Genomic DNA, 21,786 nt, shown 5'->3' on the forward strand with positions numbered 1-21,786 from the left:
CGGCGTCAACGCCGCCCTCACGACCACCCGCGTAATTTCACGTCCCTGAACAACCGTGTTGTATCCAGGGGACGTCTGTGACTCAAACCGCCACACCCCGCCGCGCAACGCGGCCCCGCAGCACCGCTTCCCAGCCCCCGCAGGATCCGTTGCCGATGATCCTCGCCGCCATGCAGGCGGTGCGGCGGGGCGACTTTTCGGTGCAACTCCCCGCGCACTGGGACGGGATCGAGGGCAAGCTGGCGGAGGCCTTCAATGACATCGCGCTGGCGAACCGTCGCCTGGCCGCGGAACTCGACCGGGTAGGCCAGAAGGTCGGCCGCGAAGGCCAGACCCGGCAACGCATTGCGCTTAACCACCGCGAAGGCGCGTGGGGCGGGATGGAGCACTCGGTCAACGAACTCGTCGACGACCTGCTGCGCCCAGTGGAAACGATCACCGAGGCGATCGCCGGCGTGGCCAAGGGAGACCTCACCCGCACAGTCCCGCTGGAATCAAACGGTCGTCCGCTGCAGGGCGAGTTCCTGCGTTCGGCCACGATCGTCAATCGCATGATCGACCAGATGGGCGAGTTCAGTTCCGAGGTCACACGCGTGGCGCTGGAAGTGGGCACGGCCGGCCTGCTCGGTGGCCAGGCCAAGGTGAAGGGCGTGTCCGGTGTGTGGCGCGAGTTGACCGAGTCGGTCAACCAGATGGCGTCCAACCTGACGGCCCAGGTCCGCAACATCGCCGAAGTGACCATTGCCGTGGCCAACGGCGACCTGTCGCGCAAGATCACCGTGGACGTGCGCGGCGAAATTCTGCAACTGAAGGAAGCCATCAACACGATGGTGGACCAGCTGCGTGGCTTCGCCTCGGAAGTGACCCGCGTGGCCCGCGAGGTGGGCACCGAAGGCAAGCTGGGCGGCCAGGCCATCGTGCCCGGCGTGGCCGGCACCTGGAAAGACCTGACCGACTCCGTCAATTCACTCGCATCCAACCTCACCAGCCAGGTGCGCAACATCGCCGAGGTGACCACCGCGGTGGCCAAGGGCGACCTTTCTCGCAAGATCACGGTGGACGTGCGCGGCGAGATCCTCGAACTGAAGGACACCATCAACACGATGGTGGACCAGCTCAACGGCTTCGCCTCGGAAGTGACGCGCGTGGCGCGTGAAGTGGGTACAGAAGGTCGCCTCGGCGGCCAGGCACAGGTGCCCGACGTGGCCGGCACGTGGAAGGACCTCACCGACCACGTCAATTCGATGGCCTCCAACCTCACGCTTCAGGTGCGCAACATCGCCGACGTGACCACGGCCGTGGCGCGCGGAGACCTCTCCCGCAAGATCACCGTGGACGTGCGCGGCGAGATCCTGGAGCTGAAGAACACCATCAACACCATGGTGGACCAGCTCAACGGCTTTGCCGCGGAAGTGACGCGCGTGGCGCGCGAAGTGGGCACCGAGGGCCGCCTCGGTGGCCAGGCCGTGGTGCCCGGCGTGGACGGCACGTGGAAGGATCTGACCGACTCGGTCAACGCGATGGCGTCCAACCTGACCACGCAGGTGCGCGCGATCGCCGAGGTCACCACCGCCGTGGCCAAGGGCGACCTGTCGCGCAAGATCACGGTGGACGTGCGCGGCGAGATCCAGGAGCTGAAGAGCACGATCAACATGCTCGTGGACCAGCTCAACGGCTTCGCTTCCGAGGTGACGCGCGTGGCGCGCGAAGTCGGCACCGAAGGCCGTCTTGGCGGCCAGGCCGAGGTCCCGGGCGTGGCCGGCACCTGGAAGGACTTGACCGACTCCGTCAACCAGATGGCCTCCAACCTGACCGCGCAGGTCCGCAACATCGCCGAGGTGACCACCGCGGTGGCGAAGGGCGACCTGTCGCGCAAGATCGGCGTGGACGTAAAGGGCGAGATCCTGGAGCTCAAGGACACCATCAACACGATGGTGGACCAGCTCAACGGTTTCGCCTCGGAAGTGACGCGCGTGGCGCGCGAGGTGGGTACCGAGGGCAAGCTCGGCGGCCAGGCCGAAGTGCCCGGTGCGGCAGGCACCTGGCGCGACCTGACGGACAACGTCAACTCGATGGCGTCCAACCTCACCACGCAGGTGCGCAACATCGCCGAAGTGGCCACCGCGGTGGCGCGCGGCGACCTGTCGCGCAAGATCGCCGTGGACGCCAAGGGCGAGATCCTGGAGCTGAAGAACACCCTCAACACGATGGTGGACCAGCTCAACGGCTTCGCGGCGGAAGTGACGCGTGTGGCGCGCGAGGTCGGTACCGAGGGCAAGCTGGGCGGCCAGGCACGCGTGCCTGGCGTCGCGGGTACCTGGAAGGACCTCACCGACAACGTCAACTCGATGGCGACCAACCTCACCACCCAGGTGCGCGGCATCGCCAAGGTGGTGACCGCGGTGGCCAACGGCGACCTGCACCAGAAGCTGACGGTGGAGGCCAAGGGCGAAATTGCCGCACTGGCCGACACCATCAACTCGATGACCGACACGCTGGCCATTTTCGCGGACCAGGTGACGTCGGTGGCGCGTGAAGTGGGCGTGGAAGGCCGCCTGGGCGGGCAGGCCAACGTGCCGGGTACCGCCGGCATCTGGAAAGACCTCACCGCCAACGTGAACCAGCTGGCCGCCAACCTCACCACGCAGGTGCGCGCGATCGCCGAGGTGGCCACGGCGGTGACGCAGGGCGACCTCACACGCTCCATCACGGTCGACGTCCGCGGCGAGTTGTCCGACCTCAAGGACAACATGAACCTCATGATCGGCACCCTGCGCGCCACCACCGAGAGCGGGCGCGAACAGGACTGGTTGAAATCCAACCTCGCCCGTTTCAGCGACATGATGCAAGGCCAGCGCGACATGATCACGCTGGGCCGCATGCTGCTCTCCGAACTCGCACCGCTGGTCAACGCCCAGCAGGGCGTGATGTACGTGGTCGAAGGCGACGGTGGTTCGCACACCCCTTACCTGCGCCAACTCGCAGGCTACGCGGACGCCGCCAGTTCGCCCGCGCAACGCACACTGCGAATCGGTGAGGGACTGATTGGGCAGTGCGCCGCCGAGGGCCGCCTGATCCTCGTGAATGACGTGCCGCCCGGCACGGTGCAGATCGAGTCCGGCTTGCTCAGCGCCGTGCCGCGCAGCGTCATCGTGCTCCCCGTGCTCTTCGAGGACCAGGTGAAGGCGGTCCTCGAGTTGGCCTCGCTGGGCGAATTCACGCGCTCGCAGCGGGCGTTCCTTGAACAGCTCTCCGGCAGCATCGGCATCGTGCTCAACACCATCGAAGCCACGATGCGCACGGAGCACCTGCTGGCCCAGTCGCAGCAGCTCGCCAAGGAACTGCAGTCGCAGCAGACCGAGCTGCAGCAGACCAACGAGGAGATCGCGCTCAAGGCCACCCTGCTGGCCGAACAGAAGGCCGAGGTGGAGCAGAAGAACCTGCAGATCGAGCACGCCCGCCGTGCACTGGAGGAGAAGGCCGCGGAGCTGGCGCTTACCTCGCGCTACAAGTCCGAGTTCTTGGCCAACATGTCGCACGAGCTGCGCACGCCGCTCAATTCGATCCTCATCCTGGGCCAGCAGCTGGCGGAGAACCCCGAAAGCAACCTCACCAACCGCCAGATCGAATTCGCGAAGACCATCCATGCCGCCGGCACCGACCTGCTGCACCTGATCAGCGACATCCTCGATCTGTCCAAGATCGAGTCCGGCACGGTCACGGTCGAAAGCGAGGAACTCCGGTTCTCGCACCTGCGCGAAAACCTCGTGCGCGGCTTCCGCCACGAAGCCGAACGACGCCAGCTCGACTTCAGCGTGGAGATCGACCCGGCCCTGGGCAACTCACTCAGCACCGATCCCAAACGCCTGCAGCAGATCCTGAAGAACCTGCTGTCGAATGCCTTCAAGTTCACCGACCATGGCAGCGTGCGTTTGCGCGCCTATCCAGCCACGCGGGGCTGGCACCCCGACCACAACATCCTGTCGCAGGTACCGATGGTGGTCGCATTCGAGGTCATCGACACCGGCATCGGCATCTCGCCGGAAAAACAGAAGATCGTGTTCGAGGCGTTCCAGCAGGCGGATGCGGGCACGTCGCGCAAGTACGGCGGCACCGGCCTGGGCCTGGCCATCAGCCGCGAAATTGCCGGGCTGCTTGGGGGTGAGCTGACGCTGACCAGCAAGGTCGGCGAAGGCAGCACCTTCACCCTGTACTTGCCCCTGAACTACGTCGGCGCGGACCACACGCACAGCGTGCGCGCAGCCAATGCACAGGCTTCGTCGCCCCTTCCGGAGCTGCCGCCTGCGCCCCCGCGCGAAGCGGTGCCGGATGATCGCGAATTCGTCACCCAGGGCGAGCCAACGCTGCTGATCGTCGAGGACGACACGCGCTACGCCACGGTGCTTAGGGACCTTGCGCGCAATAGCGGCTTTCGCGTGCTGGTCGCCCATAGCGGCGCCGAGGCGCTGCAACTCGTGCGCGACTACCATCCCACCGCGATCTCCCTCGACATCTTCCTGCCCGACATGCTGGGCTGGACGGTGCTGGCCAAACTCAAGCAGGACTCCAGCACACGCCACATCCCGGTGCAGATCGTCACCGTTGAGGAAGAGCGGCATCAGGGCATCGAGCGCGGTGCGTTCTCGTACCTGGCCAAACCGGCCACGCCGGAGACCATCAGCGCGGCCCTGGAGCGCATCCGTCAGTTCACCCTGCCCCGGGTCAAGAAGCTGCTGGTCGTGGAAGACGATGCCGGCGAGCGCTTGAGCATCGAGGAACTGGTCCGCCATGACGACATCTCGGTGGACACCGTCGGCACCGGCACGGAAGCGCTCGATCGCCTGGTCCACGGCCACTATGACTGCGCCGTCCTGGACCTGCGCCTGCCTGACATGGACGGTTTTGAACTGATCGACAAGATCCAGGCGCAGCCGCAACTGCATGATCTCCCGATCGTCGTGTTCACCGGCAAGGACTTGACCGCAGACGAGGACCGCCGCCTGCGCAAGGCCGCCCGCAGCGTCGTGATCAAGGGTGTCGAATCGCCCGAGCGTCTATTGGACGAGACCGCGTTGTTCCTCCACCGCGTCATCGCCGACCTGCCACCCGGCAAGCAGAAGATGGTGCAGCGCCTGCACGATTCCGACGAAGCCCTGACCGACAAACGCGTGCTGGTCGTGGACGATGACGTGCGCAACATCTTCGCGCTCTCCAGCGTGCTGGAGCGGCACGGCATGCACGTGGTGAGCGCCGGTAATGGCCAGGAGGCAATCGACAAGGTGACGCAGGATGGCGACATCGACCTGGTCCTGATGGACATCATGATGCCGGGCATGGACGGGTACGACACCATGCGCGAGATCCGCCGCAACCCCGACCTGCGCGCACTGCCCATCGTGGCGCTGACCGCGAAGGCCATGTCGGGCGACCGGGAAAAATGCCTTGAAGCTGGTGCCTCCGACTACCTCGCCAAACCGGTTGTCACCGACCAATTGCTGGGAGTGCTGCGTCAATGGCTGCATCGCTGAGCCACGTCGACGCGGGCGACACGGCGACGCCCCAGGCCCCGGTGAAGATCCTGCTGGTCGATGACCAGCCGGGACGGTTGCTGACGTACCGCGCAATTCTCGAGCCACTGAACGAAACGCTGGTGTCGGTCAACTCCGGCGTCGAAGCGCTCAAGCGGCTGATGGATGACGATTTCGCCGTGATCCTGCTCGACGTGAACATGCCGGAGATGGACGGCTTTGAAACCGCCAGCCTGATCCACCAGCACCCGCGCTTCGAAAAGACCCCGATCATCTTCGTGACCGCGGTCAACGTCACCGACATGGACCGCCTGCGTGGCTACAAGCTGGGCGCGGTCGACTACGTGATGGTGCCGGTCATCCCGGAGATCCTGCGCAGCAAGGTCGAAGTGCTGGCCGAACTGCACCGCAAGCGCCGGGAATTGCAGGCCCTCAACGAGAGCCTGGCGGCCGACAACCAGGCCCTGCAACGCGAGAAGGCCGCGCAGCTCGAGACGCTCAACCAGTCGCTGCGCGAAGCCAATGACGCGCTGGCCATGCGCAACGCCGAGCTCCAGGTGGAAGTAGCGGAGCGCCAGCGCATGGAGCAGCAGCTGCGCGAAGCCGACCAGCGCAAGGATGAATTCCTGGCCACGTTGGCCCACGAACTGCGCAATCCGCTGGCGCCGCTCCAGAACGCGCTGTCGATCAAGCGCATGGAGCTGGACGGGCGCGACGACCTGCTGCAGGACACCATGGAGCGCCAGATGCACCACCTGGTGCGGCTGATCGACGACCTGCTCGACGTGGCCCGTGTCACGCGAGGCAAGTTGGTGCTGCGACCCCGCGATACCGCATTGGCCGACGTGCTGGCCACCGCCATCGAGATCGCGACACCGGCCATCGCGGCCGGCCACCACCGGTTCACGTCAGCGCTGCCCTCCGAGCCGTTGCCGCTGCATGCCGACCCCGAGCGCCTGGCCCAGGTATTCGCCAACGTGCTCAACAACGCCGCCAAGTACTCCGACGAAGGCGGGGAAATCCACCTGGAGGCCCACCGCGACGACGGCACCGCCACCGTGCGCATCAGCGACAAGGGCATCGGGTTGAGTGCGGACCAGCTCGACACGGTGTTCGAACTCTTCCGTCAGGTGGACACGGGCGTGGAGCGCACGCGCGGGGGACTGGGCATCGGTTTGACGCTGGTGCGCCAGCTCACCGAAATGCACGGCGGCCAGGTCAGCGTGACCAGCCCCGGCCCCGGCCAAGGCACCACGTTCGAAGTGCGCCTGCCGCTGGCCGCCGCAGCCCCCAGGGCCGCGCCCCCGGCACCGCCCCCGATCGCACGCCCCCCGAAGCAGCGCGTGCTGGTGGTGGACGACAACCGCGACTCCGCCGATACGCTGGCGATGATGCTGCGCGTGCTGGGACAGGACGCCACCGCGCTTTACGACCCGCAATCCGTCGAAGCGGCGGTGGAGGCGCATGCGCCATCCGTGGTCTTCCTGGACATCGGCATGCCCGGCCGCAGCGGCTATGACGTCGCCCGTGCCCTGCGCGAGCGTCATGGCGACGCCGTGCGCCTGGTGGCCATCACCGGCTGGGGCCAACCCGAGGACCGCGCCCGCACCCAGGAGGCCGGTTTCGAGGCGCATGTGGTGAAACCACCCGACGTTGACGCCATCCGCCGGATCCTTGCCGGACAGCCCTTGCCTGAATGAGCCCAATTTTCCGATGAGTCCCGAACGATCCGCCTGGATGGACCGGCTGGCCCACGACCTGCGCGGTCCCCTGTCGCCGCTCAGTACAGCGGCCAAGCTGCTGCGCGATCCCGCGTTGGGTGAGGCCGACCGACAGGAACTGCTCGACGTCGTCGATCGCCAGTGCGCGCGTCTGGGCCGCATGATCGAAGAGGTCAGCGACTGGATGCGCGCCGAAAAAGGCCGCCTGATCGTCCGCCAGGAAGCCCACGAACTGCAGGTGTTGCTGGCCAACGTCACCCTGGGCCTGCGCGCCCCCATGCCCACGGTCGTGGTGGCGCCCGAGGCGGAAACGGCCCGGGTGTGCGGCGACTCGCTGCGCCTCGCGCAGCTGTTCCGCATCCTGCTGACCCAGCAACTGGAGCCCACGCCTCTCCCGGTTCAGTTAGAGGTCACGGCCCCCTCCCCCGACCGGGTGCGGCTCGCCCGGCGCGTCCCATTCAGGAATGCAGGCCAATTGGACTGCGGCCAACTGCTGCTGCACCCGTGGCCCGAGCCGGGCGACGGCGGCCTGGGCCTGGCCTGGCCCATCGCCCGCGCCATCGCCGAAGTCCACGGCGGCACCCTGACCTGCCGTACGGACGGCGAAGACGCCATCGAGTTCGCCGTCGAGCTTCCCACGGTCCCGGCCGGGGTATAATCGACGGGCTCCATGCACGCGGTGGGAGAAGCGGCACCCCGGTCTGACCGGGCCGGCCGCTGCCGAAGGCGTAACGCCCGTAATCGCTCAGGCCCCCGTACCACTCCGTGCGAGCAACTCTGGAGAGACCGGTTCAACCCGGCGCCGAAGGTGCACGCAGCGTCTCTACCCTCCCCCGGGTGCTGCAAACTCTCAGGCAAAAGGACAGAGGGGCGCCTCGCGTGCGGCACCGCACGTATGCCTTCGGACGCCCTTCCATGAGCCAGACCCACTCCCTGCGCGCGCTTGAGCACCACCACGCCTTCATCGAGCGCCACATCGGCCCCAACGACGCCGAGATCGCCACCATGCTGTCCGTGGTCGGCCACGACTCGCTGGAAGCGCTGACCGACGCCATCGTCCCGGGCTCCATCAAGTCCGCCAATCCGCTGGACCTGCCGTCCGCCGTCACCGAAGTCGAAGCGCTGGCCAAGATCCGCGCCGTCGCCGACAAGAACCAGGTGTTCCGCAGCTTCATCGGCCAGGGCTACTACGGCACCCACACCCCCAACGTCATCCTGCGCAACATCCTCGAGAACCCCGCGTGGTACACGGCCTACACGCCGTACCAGGCCGAGATCTCGCAGGGCCGCATGGAGGCGCTGATCAACTTCCAGACCATGTGCGCCGACCTGACGGGCATGGAGATCGCCAACGCCTCGCTGCTGGACGAAGCCACCGCCGCCGCCGAGGCGATGACGCTGGCCAAGCGCTCGTGCAAGAGCAAGTCCAATGTGTTCTTCGTCTCCAACGGCGTGCACCCGCAGACGCTGGAAGTGCTGAAGACCCGCGCCGAGCCGCTGGAGATCGAACTGGTCATCGGTGACGACGCCGACGCCATCACCACCGACGCATTCGGCGTCCTGCTGCAGTACCCGAATACCTTCGGCCAGATCAACGACTACAAGGCGCTGGCCGATGCCGTGCACGCGCGCGGCGGTCTGGTCGCCGTGTCCACCGACATCCTCGCCCTGACCCTGATCGCCGCACCGGGCGAATGGGGTGCCGACATCGTGGTCGGCAATACCCAGCGCTTTGGCGTGCCGTTCGGCTTCGGCGGCCCGCACGCCGCGTTCATGGCCTGCCGCGACGCCTACAAGCGCTCCATGCCGGGCCGCCTGATCGGCGTGTCGGTGGACACCGAAGGCAAGCCGGCCTACCGCCTGACCCTGCAGACCCGCGAGCAGCACATCCGCCGCGAGAAGGCCACCTCCAACATCTGCACCGCGCAGGTGCTGCTGGCGGTGATGGCCTCGATGTACGCCGTGTACCACGGCCCGGACGGCCTGGTCCGCATCGCCCGCCGCACCCACCGCCTGGCCAGCATCCTCGCCAGCGCGCTGCGCTTTGCCGGCGTGACCGTCGGCCCGGACTTCTTCGATACCCTGCACGTGCTGGGCGTCGACGCCGACGCAATCCACGCCAAGGCCAAGGCCGCGCGCATCAACCTGCGCCGCATCGACGCGGGCAGCGTCGGCATCAGCCTCGACGAGACCACCACGCGTGACGACATCGTCGCCCTCGCCGGCCTGTTCGGCGCGACCATCGCCGACATCGACGTGATGGACGCCAACACCGCCGACGAACTGCCGGCCGGCCTGCTACGCACCAGCGCGTTCCTGACGCACCCGGTGTTCAACACGCACCACAGCGAGCACGAGCTGCTGCGCTACCTGCGTTCGCTGGCCGACAAGGACCTGGCGATGGACCGCACGATGATCCCGCTGGGCTCGTGCACCATGAAGCTCAACGCCACCGCCGAAATGATCCCGATCACCTGGCCGGAGTTCGGCAACATCCACCCGCTGGCCCCGGCCGAGCAGACCCAGGGCTACTTCGAGCTGATCGACGGCCTGGAAAAGATGCTGGTCGAGTGCACCGGCTACGACAACGTCAGCCTGCAGCCCAACTCCGGCGCACAGGGTGAGTACGCCGGCCTGCTGGCCATCCGCGGCTACCACCAGGCCAACGGCCAGGCCCAGCGCGACATCTGCCTGATCCCGGAATCGGCGCACGGCACCAACCCGGCCTCCGCCCAGATGTGCGGCATGACCGTGGTCGTGACCAAGTGCGACAGCAACGGCAACGTGGACGTGGAAGACATCCGCGCCAAGGCCGAGAAGTACAGCGACCGCCTGGCCGCGATCATGATGACCTACCCGTCCACGCACGGCGTCTTCGAGGAGGACGTGGTCGAGATCTGCGAGATCATCCACCAGCACGGCGGCCAGGTGTACACCGACGGCGCCAACATGAATGCGCTGGTCGGCGTCGCCAAGCCCGGCAAGTGGGGCTCGGACGTCTCGCACCTCAACCTGCACAAGACCTTCTGCATCCCGCACGGCGGCGGCGGCCCGGGCGTCGGCCCGTGCGCGGTGAAGTCGCACCTGGCTCCGTACCTGCCGAAGGCATTCGGCGGCGACGGCGTGCGCACCGAGGGCGTGGGCAACGGCGCGATGGTGTCGGCGGCCACCTTCGGCAGCGCCAGCATCCTGCCGATCAGCTGGATGTACGTGACCATGATGGGCCGCGAAGGCCTGCGCAAGGCCACGCAGGTCGCACTGCTCAATGCCAACTACATCGCCAAGCGCCTCGCCCCGCACTACGAGACCCTGTACACCGGCCGTAACGGCCTGGTGGCCCACGAGTGCATCCTCGACCTGCGCCCGCTCAAGGACGCCACCGGCATCGGTGCCGAGGACGTGGCCAAGCGCCTGATCGACTTCGGCTTCCACGCCCCCACCCTGAGCTTCCCGGTGTCGGGCACGCTGATGGTGGAGCCGACCGAGAGCGAATCGCAGTACGAGCTGGACCGCTTCATCGACGCGATGATCCAGATCCGCGACGAGATCCGCGCCGTGGAGGAAGGCAAGCTCGACCGCGAGGACAACCCGCTGAAGAACGCCCCGCACACCGCCACCATGGTGATGGGCGCCGAGTGGCACCACGGCTACAGCCGCGAGGCCGCCGTGTTCCCGCTGGCCACGCTGAAGCAGCAGAAGTACTGGCCGCCGGTGTCGCGCGTGGACAACGTGTACGGCGACAAGAACGTCATGTGCGCGTGCATCCCGGTGGATGCGTACAAGGACGAAGTGGAGGCGTAAGCCACCGCTGCAGCGTTCACGAGAAAGGCGCCTTCGGGCGCCTTTTTCATTGGGACAAGCGGCCGGTCTGGAGGATGGAATCGCGCGCCATCCGATGGCCCCGGCCAACGCGCCCCACGCCTGCGCAGCAATGCGTTCCGGGTCTACGCGGGGCGCTCGAATGAGAACAGCCGCTGCAACGGGTGCTTGCGCCTTTCGATCATCGCACGTAACAGCCCGGCGCCCAGCATCGAGTAGGTGATGCCGTTGCCCCCGTAGGCCATCGCGAACAGCACGTGCCGGCCGTGGTCGCGGTGCGGGCCAAAGAAGGGCAATCCGTCAGGCGTCTCCGCGAACGTCCCCGCCCACGAGAACACCGGCTCGACCGGCATTCCGGGGAAAAGCTCCGCCACACGCTTCGCCAGACGCCGCGCTTTGCCCTCCACCCGCGCATCGCGCCGTGCGGGGATGTCCACGGCATCGTCCTCGCCGCCCACCAGCAGGCGCCCGTCCCCCGTGGTGCGCATGTAGAGATAGGGCCGCGCGGACTCCCACAGCATCGTGGAGGCCAGCATGCCCAGCTGCGACGACGGGATCGGGTCGGTGACAAACGCGTAACTGCTGCGGTTGCGTGCCACGCGATGCCCCAGTTGCCCCTGCGCCGCGTAACCGGTGGCCAGCACCAGGTGGCGGGCGCGCACGGTGCAACCCTCTTCCGTGGTGAGCTCCGCGCTGCGCGGCGAGACCTGGATACGCGTCACGCGCGTTCGGTCATGCACCACGGCCCCGCGCGCCTGCACGCGTTGCAGCAGGCGATAGGCGAAGCGGTACGGATCCACGCTGGCCGCCAACCGGCTGAGAATCGCGGCTGGGGTATCGAAGCCAAACGTCTCCTGCACCTCGCCCCGCTCCAGCCACCGGACATCGAAACCGTGGCGAAGGCGCATCTCATACTCGTCGCGCAGCGCGCGCGCATGGCGCTTCCGGCTTGCGAAATACAGGCTCTCGTGCCGGGCGAACTCCACGTCACGCACCTCGCGCGCCTTGTCCCGCAACAGGTCGATGGCCTCCGCACAGGCGCGGTATGCGAGCAGCGCATCGGCTTCACCGTATTGTTTGGCCAAGTCCACCATGTGGGTGTCGATTTCGTACTGCAGCAGCGCCGTACTCGCGGCCGTGCTGCCCCAAGCCACGTCCCGCTGCTCCAGTACTGCCACGGCATGGCCATGGGCCACCAGCTCATCGGCAATCAACGCCCCGGTAATGCCGCCACCGAGCACGGCCACGTCGCAGCGCAGGTCCCCGCGCAACGGCGGAAACGCGTGGAGCAATCCGTTCTTCACCGCCCAGAACGGGTATCCGCTCTTCAGGTCCATGAATGTTGGTTGAGTGGTGTGGCCATGCGTCCAATGTAAACAGGCACATGCGAAAGCCTTTTCACGGCCGTTGCATCCGGCAGCGGCCATCGTTGTCCTCTCCCCCGCAACGATGAGGCAGACCCATGGCCCGACACGACAACAGCAACAAGCAGCTGGCCGAGCTTCTCTACCAGATGCTGGAAACCGAACTGGGCGGCGAGCAGGTCTACCAGATGGCCATCCGCTGCGCCGTCAATGACGACCTGAAGAAGGAGTGGCAGGAATACCTGGACCAGACCCGCCACCACCAGGAGGTGGTCCTGCGCCTGTTCGAGCACTTCGGCCTCGACCCCAAAGCCACCACACCGGGCCGGGAGGTCGTGGGCCACATCGGCCGTTCGCTGGTGCAGGCCATGGAGATGGCCAAGGCCAATGCCACCAAGGGGGCCGCGGAGCTGGTGGCCTGTGAGTGCGTGGTCATGGCGGAAACCAAGGACCACAGCAACTGGGAGCTGCTGGGCCGCGTTGCCCAGAAGGCCACCGGCGAGGACGGCCGCGTCCTGCGCGCCGCCCACGAGGAGGTGGAACAGGAAGAGGACCACCACCTCTACCACTCGGCCGGCTGGCTGCGCGAGCTGTGGATCGACAACCTGGGCATGCCCGCCGTGCTGCCGCCGCCTGAGGAGGTCAAGCAGGTGGAAACCGCGATCGGCGCCTCGCGTGCCGAGCAGGCGCGGAGCAAGATGCTCTGAGCCTCCGCATGCGGCTCGGTTCCCGCACAGGCGGGTTTCACCCCAGCCGGGATCAGGAAAGGCGCCTACGGGCGCCTTTCTCTTGCCTGGTTTACGGCAACACGACAATCCGGCCGTAGCCCAAGCCGCAGTACGCTGGGACCGCATGGGCGGTACGCCCTGGATCGCCTTGAAAAAGGCACGGGGGCACCTACTTTCTAGGCCAGTATCCAACCCCGCCCCAAAGGCCATGACCACCCAGACCGAAACCCACCGCTTCCAGGCCGAGGTCCAGCAAGTCCTGCACCTGGTCACCCACTCCCTGTACTCCAACAAGGACGTGTTCCTGCGCGAGCTGGCGTCCAACGCTGCCGACGCCTGCGACAAGCTGCGCTTCGAGGCGCTGCAGGACGCCACGCTCTACGGCGACCAGCCGGACCTGGCCATCGACATCACCTGGGACAAGGACGCGCGCACCCTCACCATTGCCGACAGCGGCATCGGCATGAGCCGCGACGAACTGATCGGCAACCTCGGCACCATCGCCCGCTCCGGCACCCGTAAGTTCATCGAGGCGCTGTCGGCGCAGCAGAAGGCCGACGCGCAGCTGATCGGCCAGTTTGGCGTGGGCTTCTACTCCGCGTTCGTGGTGGCCGACAAGGTGTCGGTGGAAAGCCGCCGCGCCGGCACGGACGACGCCTGGCGCTGGACCTCGGATGGCGAAGGCGAGTTCACACTGGAGCCGGTTGAACGCGCCGGCCGCGGCACCACCGTCACCCTGCACCTGAAGGACGGCGAGGACGAGTACCTCGATGGCTGGCGCCTGCGCGAGCTGGTGCGCCGCTACTCCGACCACATCGGCTTCCCGATCCGCATGCCGAAGGAGAAGTGGGGCGAAGACGCCGCCGCCGATGGCGACAAGCCGGACCAAACCGCGCCGGAACTGGAGCCCGTCAACCAGGCCTCCGCGCTGTGGACCCGCCCCAAGGCCGAGTTGACCGACGCCGACTACCAGGCGTTCTACAAGCACATCAGCCACGACTTCAACGAAGCGCTGGCGTGGTCGCACAACCGCGTCGAGGGCAACCAGAACTTCACCTCGCTGGTGTACCTCCCGAGCAAGGCGCCTTTCGACTTCCAGTACAACCGCGACGAACGCCGCGGCCTGAAGCTGTACGTCAAGCGCGTCTTCATCATGGACGCCGCCGAGCAGATGCTGCCGGCGTACCTGCGCTTCGTCCACGGCGTGCTCGACTCCGACGACCTGCCGCTCAACGTCTCGCGCGAGCTGCTGCAGGGCAACCGGCAGTTGGACAGGCTGAAGACCGCCCTGACCAAGCGCGTGCTGGACCTGCTGGACAAGACCGCGCGCGACGACGCCGACAAGTACCTCGGTTTCTGGCACGAGTTCGGCAACGTGCTGAAGGAAGGCCTGGCCGAGGACCACGGCAACCGCGAGCGCATCGCCAAACTGCTGCGCTTCGCCTCCACTCGCAGCGAAAAGGTCGATGACCTGACCGCGCTGGACGACTACGTCGAGCGGATGAAGGCCGGCCAGAAGGCCATCTACTACGTCACCGCCGATGGCTGGAACGCCGCACGCAACAGCCCGCAACTGGAAGCACTGCGCGCCCGCGACATCGAGGTGCTGCTGCTGCACGAGCGCATCGACGACTGGGCCATCGGCCACCTGCACGAGTACGCCGGCAAGCCGCTGCGCCATATTGGCAAGGGCGACCTGGACCTGGGCGACCTGGACACGCCGGCCGACAAGGAAAAGCGCGAGGCCGACGCCAAGGCCGCCGCACCGCTGGTGGACGCGGTCAAGGGCCTGCTGGGTGAGCGCGTGAAGGACGTGCGCGTCTCGGCACGCCTGACCGACTCGCCGGCATGCGTGGTGCTGGAGGAATACGACGTGTCCCTGCACCTGCAGCGCCTGCTGCGTGCCGCCGGCCAGCCCGTCCCCGAATCCAAGCCCGTGCTGGAGATCAATCCCGGCCATCCGCTGCTGAAGCGGCTGGACGGCGAGCAGGACAGCGGACGCCGGGAAGACCTCGCACTGCTGTTGCTCGAGCAGGCGCAGGTAGCCGAGGGCACGGCACTGGAAGACCCGGCCGCCTTCATCCAGCGCGTGAATCGGCTGCTGGTGCAATAAGCGCCTCGGCGGAGACAAAACCGCAGATGCGCTGCAAAGCAAAAGCCCCGGAACTCCGGGGCTTTTGCTATTGGGCTACCACTGTGCGACGGGACGACCCGTGGCGCGTGTCATCGCGCGTGGGGGGGGAGCTCGATCGCCTGTCGCACGTGTGCGATCAGCGGCCGTCGCGGTCCGCATCACCCGGCATCGCGCGCTCCAGCATGTGCCAGCCATCGCGCACGGCTTCCTTCGCTTCGTTCCAGGCCAGGCGGGAGTTGGCGCGCGCCTTGTCCCAGCCGCGCTCCAGGTCGTTCTCGATCTGGTCGAACGTGCGGCCCGAGCGCGTGCTGTAGCTGTTCTCGGCGTAGCGGTAGGCCGGCTCGTAGTCGTCCCACGCCATGTCCTTACGGTAGTACGGCGTGTTGTTGTAAGTCTTCTGGAAATGCTCGGTATAGGTGTTGTGCTTCATCGGGTCATACTCCTTGTTGAGCCGCAACGGGGCGACGCGGATCAGGTTACGGAGCACGATGACAACATCCGGTGATATGAACACGCGACGCATCGCGACCGTGCATTAACAATTGCCGCGGTTCATCCGCGTGAAAGCAACTGCACGGTGCGTGGGTCTCTCTCGCCCCGATAGAACCGCTCCAGGGCCTGCCCGAATTCAGGCACCTGCGGCGCTACCTGCATGAACAGGGTCAGGCACGACCGCAGTTTCATTGCGTCGATGCTGCCGAGGATGTCCTCCGCGCTGCTGGTGCGATGCGCCAGCAGCGCCCTTACGCACTCGATCAGGCGCGGCCCCAACACCGGGTGCGCCACGTACGCCATCGCTTCATTCGCATCGGCCAATCCAAAGCGTTGCGCCATCGCGCTGTGTCCCAACCCGCGCAGCTGCGGCAGGATGAACCACATCCAGTGCGTGCGCTTCCGCCCTTCGCGCAACTCATCCAGCGCGGCGTCGTACGCGTCCTGTTGGGCGTCGACAAAGCGCTGCAGATCATCCGACGTTGGCATGGCCGCTGGGTTCCGTGAACGTGGTTTCCGCGACGCTGCACGTGTGGCTGTGGAAGCACAACGCCTCGGGGATGTTCGCCGACTTTAACCCGGCCGTGACCTGCGGGTGACCGCCACGGCACGTCCCGCCCCCATCGGGGGCGGGACCTGTTGCCGGTCGCGTGACTGCGCGATCAGCGCTTGAGATCGAAACGGTCGTTGTCCATGACCTTCGCCCACGCACGAGCAAAGTCCTGTACGAACCTTTCCTTCGAATCGTTCTGCGCGTAGAACTCGGACATCGCACGCAACTCCGAGTTGGACCCGAAAATCAGATCGACGGTGGTACCGGTCCACTTGAGCGCACCGGTCTTGCGATCACGGCCTTCGTACAGGCCTTCCTTGTCCGACTTCGACCACGCCGTGGACATGTCCACCAGGTTCACGAAGAAGTCGTTGGACAGCACGCCCGGACGGCTGGTGAACACACCGTGCTTCGAACCATCGGCATTGGTGCCCAGCATGCGCATGCCGCCGACCAGCGCGGTCATCTCCGGCACCGACAGGCCCAGGGTGTCGGCCTTGTCCACCAGCGCTTCGGCCGGCGTATAGAACGACGACGCGCTGTAATAGTTGCGGAAGGCATCGGCGCGCGGCTCCAGAAAAGCAAACGAACGCACGTCGGTCTGCTCCTGCGTCGCGTCCATGCGGCCCGGATTGAAGGGAATCGAAACCTTCACGCCACCCTTGGCCGCCGCGGCCTCGACTGCCGCATTGCCGCCCAGCACGACCAGGTCGGCCACCGAGACCTTCTTGCCCGACTTGGCGTTGGCCTGATTGAACTCGGCCTGGATCTGCCTGAGCTTGGCGATCACTGTGGCGAGCTCGGCCGGCCGGTTCACGGCCCAGTCCTTCTGCGGCGCCAGCGCGACGCGGGCACCGTTGGCGCCACCACGCATGTCGGTGTTGCGGAAGCTGGCGGCGGCCGCCCAGGCGGCACCGACGAGATCGCTGTGCGACAGGCCGGACGCCATGATCTTGCCCTTGAGCGCCGCCACGTCATTGGCGCTGACCAGCGCATGGTCAACCGCCGGGACCGGGTCTTGCCAGATCAGCGCTTCCGCCGGCACCTCCTTGCCCAGGTAACGGGCACGCGGGCCCAGGTCACGGTGGGTCAGCTTGAACCACGCCTTGGCGAACGCGAGGTCGAATTCCTGCGGATTCTCCATGAAGCGCCGGACAATCTTCGCGTACTCCGGGTCGGTCTTCAGCGCGATGTCGGTGGTGAACATGATCGGCGCATGGCGCTTGCCTGGGATGTGCGCGTCAGGAACGATCTGCACCTCGGCGGCATTCTTGGGCACCCACTGCACGGCCCCGGCCGGGCTTTTGGTCTGAACCCAGTCAAACGTGAGCAGGTTGGCCAGGTACTGGACACCCCAGGCGGTCGGCGTGGAAGTCCATGCCCCTTCCAGGCCGGAGGTGATGGTGTCCTCCGCGTTGCCCTTGCCGCATTTGTTTTTCCAGCCGTAGCCCTGCTCCTCGATCGCCGCGCCCGCGGGATCGGCGCTCAGGCACTCATCGGGCTTGTGCGCACCGTGCGCCTTGCCAAAGGTATGGCCACCGGCGATCAGCGCGACGGTCTCCTCGTCGTTCATTGCCATGCGGCCGAAGGTGTCGCGGATGTCCTTCGCGGCCGCCATCGGGTCCGGGTTGCCGCCGGGCCCTTCGGGATTGACGTAGATCAGGCCCATCTGCACCGCGGCCAGCGGGTTCTGCAACGTCTTGGCGCCTGCCTTGCGCTCGCCCTCTCCGTGATAGCGCGACTCGTCGCTCAGCCACTTCTTTTCAGCACCCCAGTAAACGGTGTCGGCCTCCCACTGGTCCACGCGACCACCGGCATACCCGTAGGTCTTGAAGCCCATGTTGTCCATCGCAACGGTGCCCGCGAGCACCATCAGGTCACCCCAGGAAATGCTGTTGCCATACTTCTGCTTGATGGGCAGCAGCAGGCGGCGCGCCTTGTCCAGGCTCACGTTGTCGGGCCAGCTGTTGAGCGGCTCGAAGCGCTGCTGCGCACCGTCGGCACCACCGCGGCCATCGAGGGTGCGGTAGGTGCCGGCGGCGTGCCACGCCATGCGGATGAAGAGCGGGCCGTAGTTGCCCCAGTCCGCCGGCCACCAGTCCTGCGAGGTGGTCATCACCTTCTTGATGTCGGCCTTGACCGCCGCGAGGTCGAGGCTGTTGAACGCCTTGGCGTAATCGAAGTCCGCGCCATACGGATTGGACGTGGCGCCATGCGCACGTAGCGGGGAGAGATCGAGTCGCTCCGGCCACCAATGCTGGTTGGTCAACATGTTGCGTGTGCCCATGGACGCGGCGCCGGTGTTGGCGGCTTGCGACGGGGCGGCAATGGCGAGCGTCAGGGCGATCGCCAGGGAGATGGGCTTCATGCGCATGTGCGGGATCCTTTTGCCTGTGAAAGAGGGACGGAGCAGGCCGAATCTAGGTACCCGTGAACGCAATGTGAAGTTGATTGAATTGATTGCTTTGATAGGGCCGCCCAATGGGTCGGCCGCGAGCCCTCAGCGCAACACGTAACTGGCCAGCACGCTCTGCACCTCGTAGATGCTCAGGTGCTTGTTGAACTGCTTCTGGATCGGCGCGGCGGTGCTGGAGACCCAGATCTTCAACTCGGCATCGAGATCGAACGTGCCTCCGGTCTCGATGCTGAAGTGGGTGATGCTGCGGTACGGGATGGAGTGGTACTCGGTCTTGCTGCCAGTGATGCCTTCCTTGCCGACCATGACGAAGCGCTTGTCGGTAAAGACGAAGTAGTCGCGGATCAGCTTGTAGGCGTGCTCCACCTTCTCGCCGGGCGCGAGGATGCGGGCGAATTCTTCCTGGACCTTGGCGGGGTCGATCTTGGAGGCGTTGCCGAGGAGGCCGTCGATGAGTCCCATGGGGTTTCCTTTGTCGAGATATGAAATTTTGCCGCCGACTGACGAAGATTACTCGTGATCAATCGCGGCGCACGCCAACCGATTTCGGCCGTGGCACATGAACTACATGCTTGCGGAAGTTGAGCACGGTGCCCGAGGTTGCATTGGTCACCACGAATGCGATGGGCAACGCCGGCTCCGCGTCCAGCACCACCTGGGCCTCAAAGTCTCGCGCCCTCAGGAACTCTGCCGCGTCCCTTGCACTGGCCGCCGGATCTTCGGCGACCAGGCCGATGCTGACGGCGGCGTGACCCAGCTTTTTGCGATGAGCCACATGGGCAGGAACATGGGCTTCGCTCCTACTTCTTGAGGAAGGTCGGCGGAGGGAACGATGCAATCTTGGCCTCCTCCAATGCAGCGCGCTCAGGGGTCCAGCCTTTCTGTAGATAGCCGTGAACGGCCGCCACCTCCTCATCGGTGAGGTGCGACAGCTGCTCACGCGCGACTATCCCCATGATGCTGCCCTGTGCATACATGTCACGCCCATCGCGGGTGACCCCTGTTGCCAGCAGCTTCCTGAACTCAGGAAGCGAGTAGCCCTGCACCACCTGCAGGGGTGGCGCGTTGAGTATTTCCTTGGGGGTCTGGTGGTGGCAGTTGACGCAGCCCACGACGTAAGCAAGACGCTCGCCAGAGGGAGGGGTCGGTACGGAGGCAGCAGCCGTCTCGATCGGGACAGCCGTTTCGAATGAGCAGGAAGACACAAATGCCAAGGACGCGAGAAGCAGGAACAGTCGGTGCATGTCGATCTCCGGTGACCCATCACTGCGTGCCGAATTGCCCGCAGCCATTCAAACGAAAGCGGTGCAGGATTGGCGGCCAGCGGTGCGGCGAAGCCGCTCCGGTAACTCATGTCTCTGGCGTGCTCTCCAGCAGAGCCCTCATGGCAGCATCGTCGCGGGCGTGTGGCCCGGAAGACTGATTGGCGCGATGCTGGCGGCGGATCTCCGGGTCAACCACGTTCAGTTGCCGCGGGCGATGCAGGAAGGCCCTGTCACCGGGCGCGAGCTGACAGTTGCGTCTCTGCACCTCAAGTTCATCTCCGGTGCGCGCGGCGCCATTCTGCAAGTTGACCACCACCGCCAGCGTGTCATGACGGCGCCGGTTGCCGAGCCGGCCTGAGCGGGCGGCGGATAAAGCCCGCCCTGCCGCGTGCCCGGCCCCATCCGCGACACCTCCGGCACCGCGCCCCGGACAAGAAGCCGCAGCAATGCGGCTTTTTGTTTGCTCGCTCTCCCATCAGGCGCTGGGCGTTCCGCTCATCTCGCGGCGGACGCGACCCATTGCGCCGCACGCCGCCCTTTGGGGGCCACCCGCCACGCTCCGGGTGCGGAATTTGGCGAAAAAAGCGCCAACGCCGACGCCGCAACCGCCGGGCCTCCCGCTCAGTTCGCCGCCTGCCGGACATCCACGCCCGCAGATCCTGTCGGGCCACCCTCCGCAGGGTCGGCAACTGGGCCCTGCCGGCCCGCACTCCACCTCCACCTGCTCTATACGCCGCTGGCGCGATGGTGGTCCCCCACCCCACGACGGAATCGCCATGACCACGCCCGCCCCCACCAACCCCGGTTCCACTCGCCCCGCCAACGACCCGGACGCCCACTGGCGCAACGCGCTGGAACACGCGCCGTACTACATGGCCGGCTACACCTTCGACGACTACGCGCCGGCGTACCGTGCCGGACGCGAGGCGTATGCAAAAGCCGGCGGCAAGAGCTGGGCCGAAGCCGAGAACGCCTTGCGCGCCGACTGGCACCGCCTTAAGGGCGGGTCACGCCTGAGCTGGGAGGAAGCGTCCGCGGCCTGTCAGGCGGCGTGGTATCACGAGACGGAGGCGTTGGTGCCGCCGTCGGCCACGTAAGCCGCTGCGTCTCCGGCCAGGCATGGCTGGAGGCGTATTTGTCGCGCTCCCACCGCACGCGCGATTGCTGGCGCTTGTGCTCCCAGCGCAGCGCGTCGCGGCTGGCGGCATCGGTGGGAGGGCTGTGTTGGAAGTGGGCCATGGCGCACCTGCGCGTCGGAAACCGCCCAGAGGCTACCCGTCACGATGTAACGCATCGGTGATGGCGCCACCGATGCGCATGGCGCGGTCACGGGGACCGTGGCCGGCTCCGCCGGGGCCTTACACCTTCTTCAGGTAGCACGCCTTCAGCATGAAGTTGCCGGCATCCATGCGGCAGTCGACTTCGTGGTCGCCGCTGCCGACCAGGCGGATGCTCTTCACCTTGGTGCCCTGCTTGAGCACGGTGGAGGAGCCCTTCACCTTCAGGTCCTTGATCAGCACGACCGCATCGCCGTCGGCCAGCACGGTGCCGTTGGCGTCCTTCACCACCGCGTCGTCGTCGGCAGTGGCCGCGCTTTCGCCCGCCATCGGCCACTCATGGCCACAGTCAGCGCAGACGTAGTTGTCGCCGTCCGGATAGGTGTTTTCCATGGCGCACTGCGGGCACGGGGGAAGTGTGGGCATGGGGCGCTCCGGCAAGGTGGGGGTGAAAAGTATAGGTGCGCCCCGCCAGGCGGGCAGAATGAT

At 66.4% G+C, this 21,786-nt stretch carries 16 protein-coding genes and 1 riboswitch; of the genes, 8 read left to right on the forward strand and 8 right to left on the reverse strand.

Going from position 1 to position 21,786, the window contains the following annotated elements:
* Positions 1–155: 155 nt before the first annotated feature.
* From ACYVBS_RS00655 to gcvP, 4 genes are all read left to right on the forward strand, one after another.
* On the forward strand, positions 156–5,528 hold the full coding sequence (locus ACYVBS_RS00655; RefSeq protein ID WP_460821142.1) for a HAMP domain-containing protein: 5,373 nt from the start codon (positions 156–158) through the stop codon (positions 5,526–5,528).
* Entirely contained in the window at positions 5,513–7,228 is a 1,716-nt protein-coding gene (locus tag ACYVBS_RS00660) for a response regulator (RefSeq protein WP_460821143.1), read from the forward strand. Before ACYVBS_RS00655 ends, ACYVBS_RS00660 begins: the two co-directional genes overlap by 16 nt.
* A gap of 13 nt (positions 7,229–7,241) precedes the next feature.
* Positions 7,242–7,907, forward strand: coding sequence for a sensor histidine kinase (locus ACYVBS_RS00665; protein WP_460821144.1), 666 nt, complete (start codon positions 7,242–7,244; stop codon positions 7,905–7,907).
* Between the two features lie 109 nt (positions 7,908–8,016).
* Positions 8,017–8,125: riboswitch (glycine riboswitch) on the forward strand.
* Between the two features lie 39 nt (positions 8,126–8,164).
* Positions 8,165–11,050 carry an aminomethyl-transferring glycine dehydrogenase gene (gcvP, locus tag ACYVBS_RS00670; RefSeq protein WP_460821145.1) on the forward strand — a complete coding sequence of 962 codons (2,886 nt, stop codon included), beginning with the start codon at positions 8,165–8,167 and terminating at the stop codon, positions 11,048–11,050.
* 143 nt (positions 11,051–11,193) lie between these two features.
* On the opposite strand, the gene ACYVBS_RS00675 is transcribed toward gcvP, so the two are convergent.
* Complete coding sequence (locus ACYVBS_RS00675; protein WP_460821146.1) at positions 11,194–12,405, reverse strand: NAD(P)/FAD-dependent oxidoreductase; 1,212 nt, start codon at positions 12,403–12,405, stop codon at positions 11,194–11,196.
* Between the two features lie 125 nt (positions 12,406–12,530).
* Here ACYVBS_RS00675 and ACYVBS_RS00680 point away from each other — a divergent pair, with 125 nt between their 5' ends.
* Positions 12,531–13,139: a hypothetical protein gene (locus ACYVBS_RS00680; RefSeq protein WP_460821147.1), complete on the forward strand. Its 609-nt coding sequence runs from the start codon at positions 12,531–12,533 to the stop codon at positions 13,137–13,139.
* A gap of 229 nt (positions 13,140–13,368) precedes the next feature.
* A complete protein-coding gene (gene htpG, locus ACYVBS_RS00685; RefSeq protein WP_460821148.1) occupies positions 13,369–15,273 on the forward strand; it encodes a molecular chaperone HtpG in 1,905 nt (634 codons plus the stop codon).
* 157 nt (positions 15,274–15,430) lie between these two features.
* On the opposite strand, the gene ACYVBS_RS00690 is transcribed toward htpG, so the two are convergent.
* From ACYVBS_RS00690 to ACYVBS_RS00715, 6 genes are all read right to left on the reverse strand, one after another.
* Positions 15,431–15,781: a hypothetical protein gene (locus ACYVBS_RS00690; RefSeq protein WP_460821149.1), complete on the reverse strand. Its 351-nt coding sequence runs from the start codon at positions 15,779–15,781 to the stop codon at positions 15,431–15,433.
* Positions 15,782–15,846: 65 nt separating this feature from the next.
* Complete coding sequence (locus tag ACYVBS_RS00695) at positions 15,847–16,275, reverse strand: DUF1810 domain-containing protein (RefSeq protein WP_460821150.1); 429 nt, start codon at positions 16,273–16,275, stop codon at positions 15,847–15,849.
* Between the two features lie 173 nt (positions 16,276–16,448).
* Entirely contained in the window at positions 16,449–18,626 is a 2,178-nt protein-coding gene (gene katG / locus ACYVBS_RS00700) for a catalase/peroxidase HPI (protein ID WP_460821597.1), read from the reverse strand.
* Positions 18,627–18,839: 213 nt separating this feature from the next.
* Positions 18,840–19,217, reverse strand: a complete 378-nt coding sequence (locus ACYVBS_RS00705) for a PH domain-containing protein (protein ID WP_460821151.1) — start codon at positions 19,215–19,217, stop codon at positions 18,840–18,842.
* 58 nt (positions 19,218–19,275) lie between these two features.
* A complete protein-coding gene (locus ACYVBS_RS00710; RefSeq protein WP_460821152.1) occupies positions 19,276–19,530 on the reverse strand; it encodes a hypothetical protein in 255 nt (84 codons plus the stop codon).
* 25 nt (positions 19,531–19,555) lie between these two features.
* Positions 19,556–19,999 carry a hypothetical protein gene (locus tag ACYVBS_RS00715; protein ID WP_460821153.1) on the reverse strand — a complete coding sequence of 148 codons (444 nt, stop codon included), beginning with the start codon at positions 19,997–19,999 and terminating at the stop codon, positions 19,556–19,558.
* Between ACYVBS_RS00715 and ACYVBS_RS00720 the strand changes: the two genes are divergently transcribed.
* Positions 19,998–20,378, forward strand: a complete 381-nt coding sequence (locus ACYVBS_RS00720) for a hypothetical protein (protein ID WP_460821155.1) — start codon at positions 19,998–20,000, stop codon at positions 20,376–20,378. The genes ACYVBS_RS00715 and ACYVBS_RS00720 overlap by 2 nt on opposite strands.
* Before the next feature lie 418 nt (positions 20,379–20,796).
* The gene (locus ACYVBS_RS00725; protein WP_460821156.1) at positions 20,797–21,117 is read left to right on the forward strand and encodes a hypothetical protein; all 321 of its coding nucleotides are present in this window, start codon (positions 20,797–20,799) and stop codon (positions 21,115–21,117) included.
* Positions 21,118–21,378: 261 nt separating this feature from the next.
* On the opposite strand, the gene ACYVBS_RS00730 is transcribed toward ACYVBS_RS00725, so the two are convergent.
* Complete coding sequence (locus tag ACYVBS_RS00730) at positions 21,379–21,723, reverse strand: zinc ribbon domain-containing protein YjdM (RefSeq protein ID WP_460821157.1); 345 nt, start codon at positions 21,721–21,723, stop codon at positions 21,379–21,381.
* Positions 21,724–21,786: the final 63 nt, after the last annotated feature.

The sequence above is a fragment of the Lysobacter olei genome (assembly GCF_054777355.1).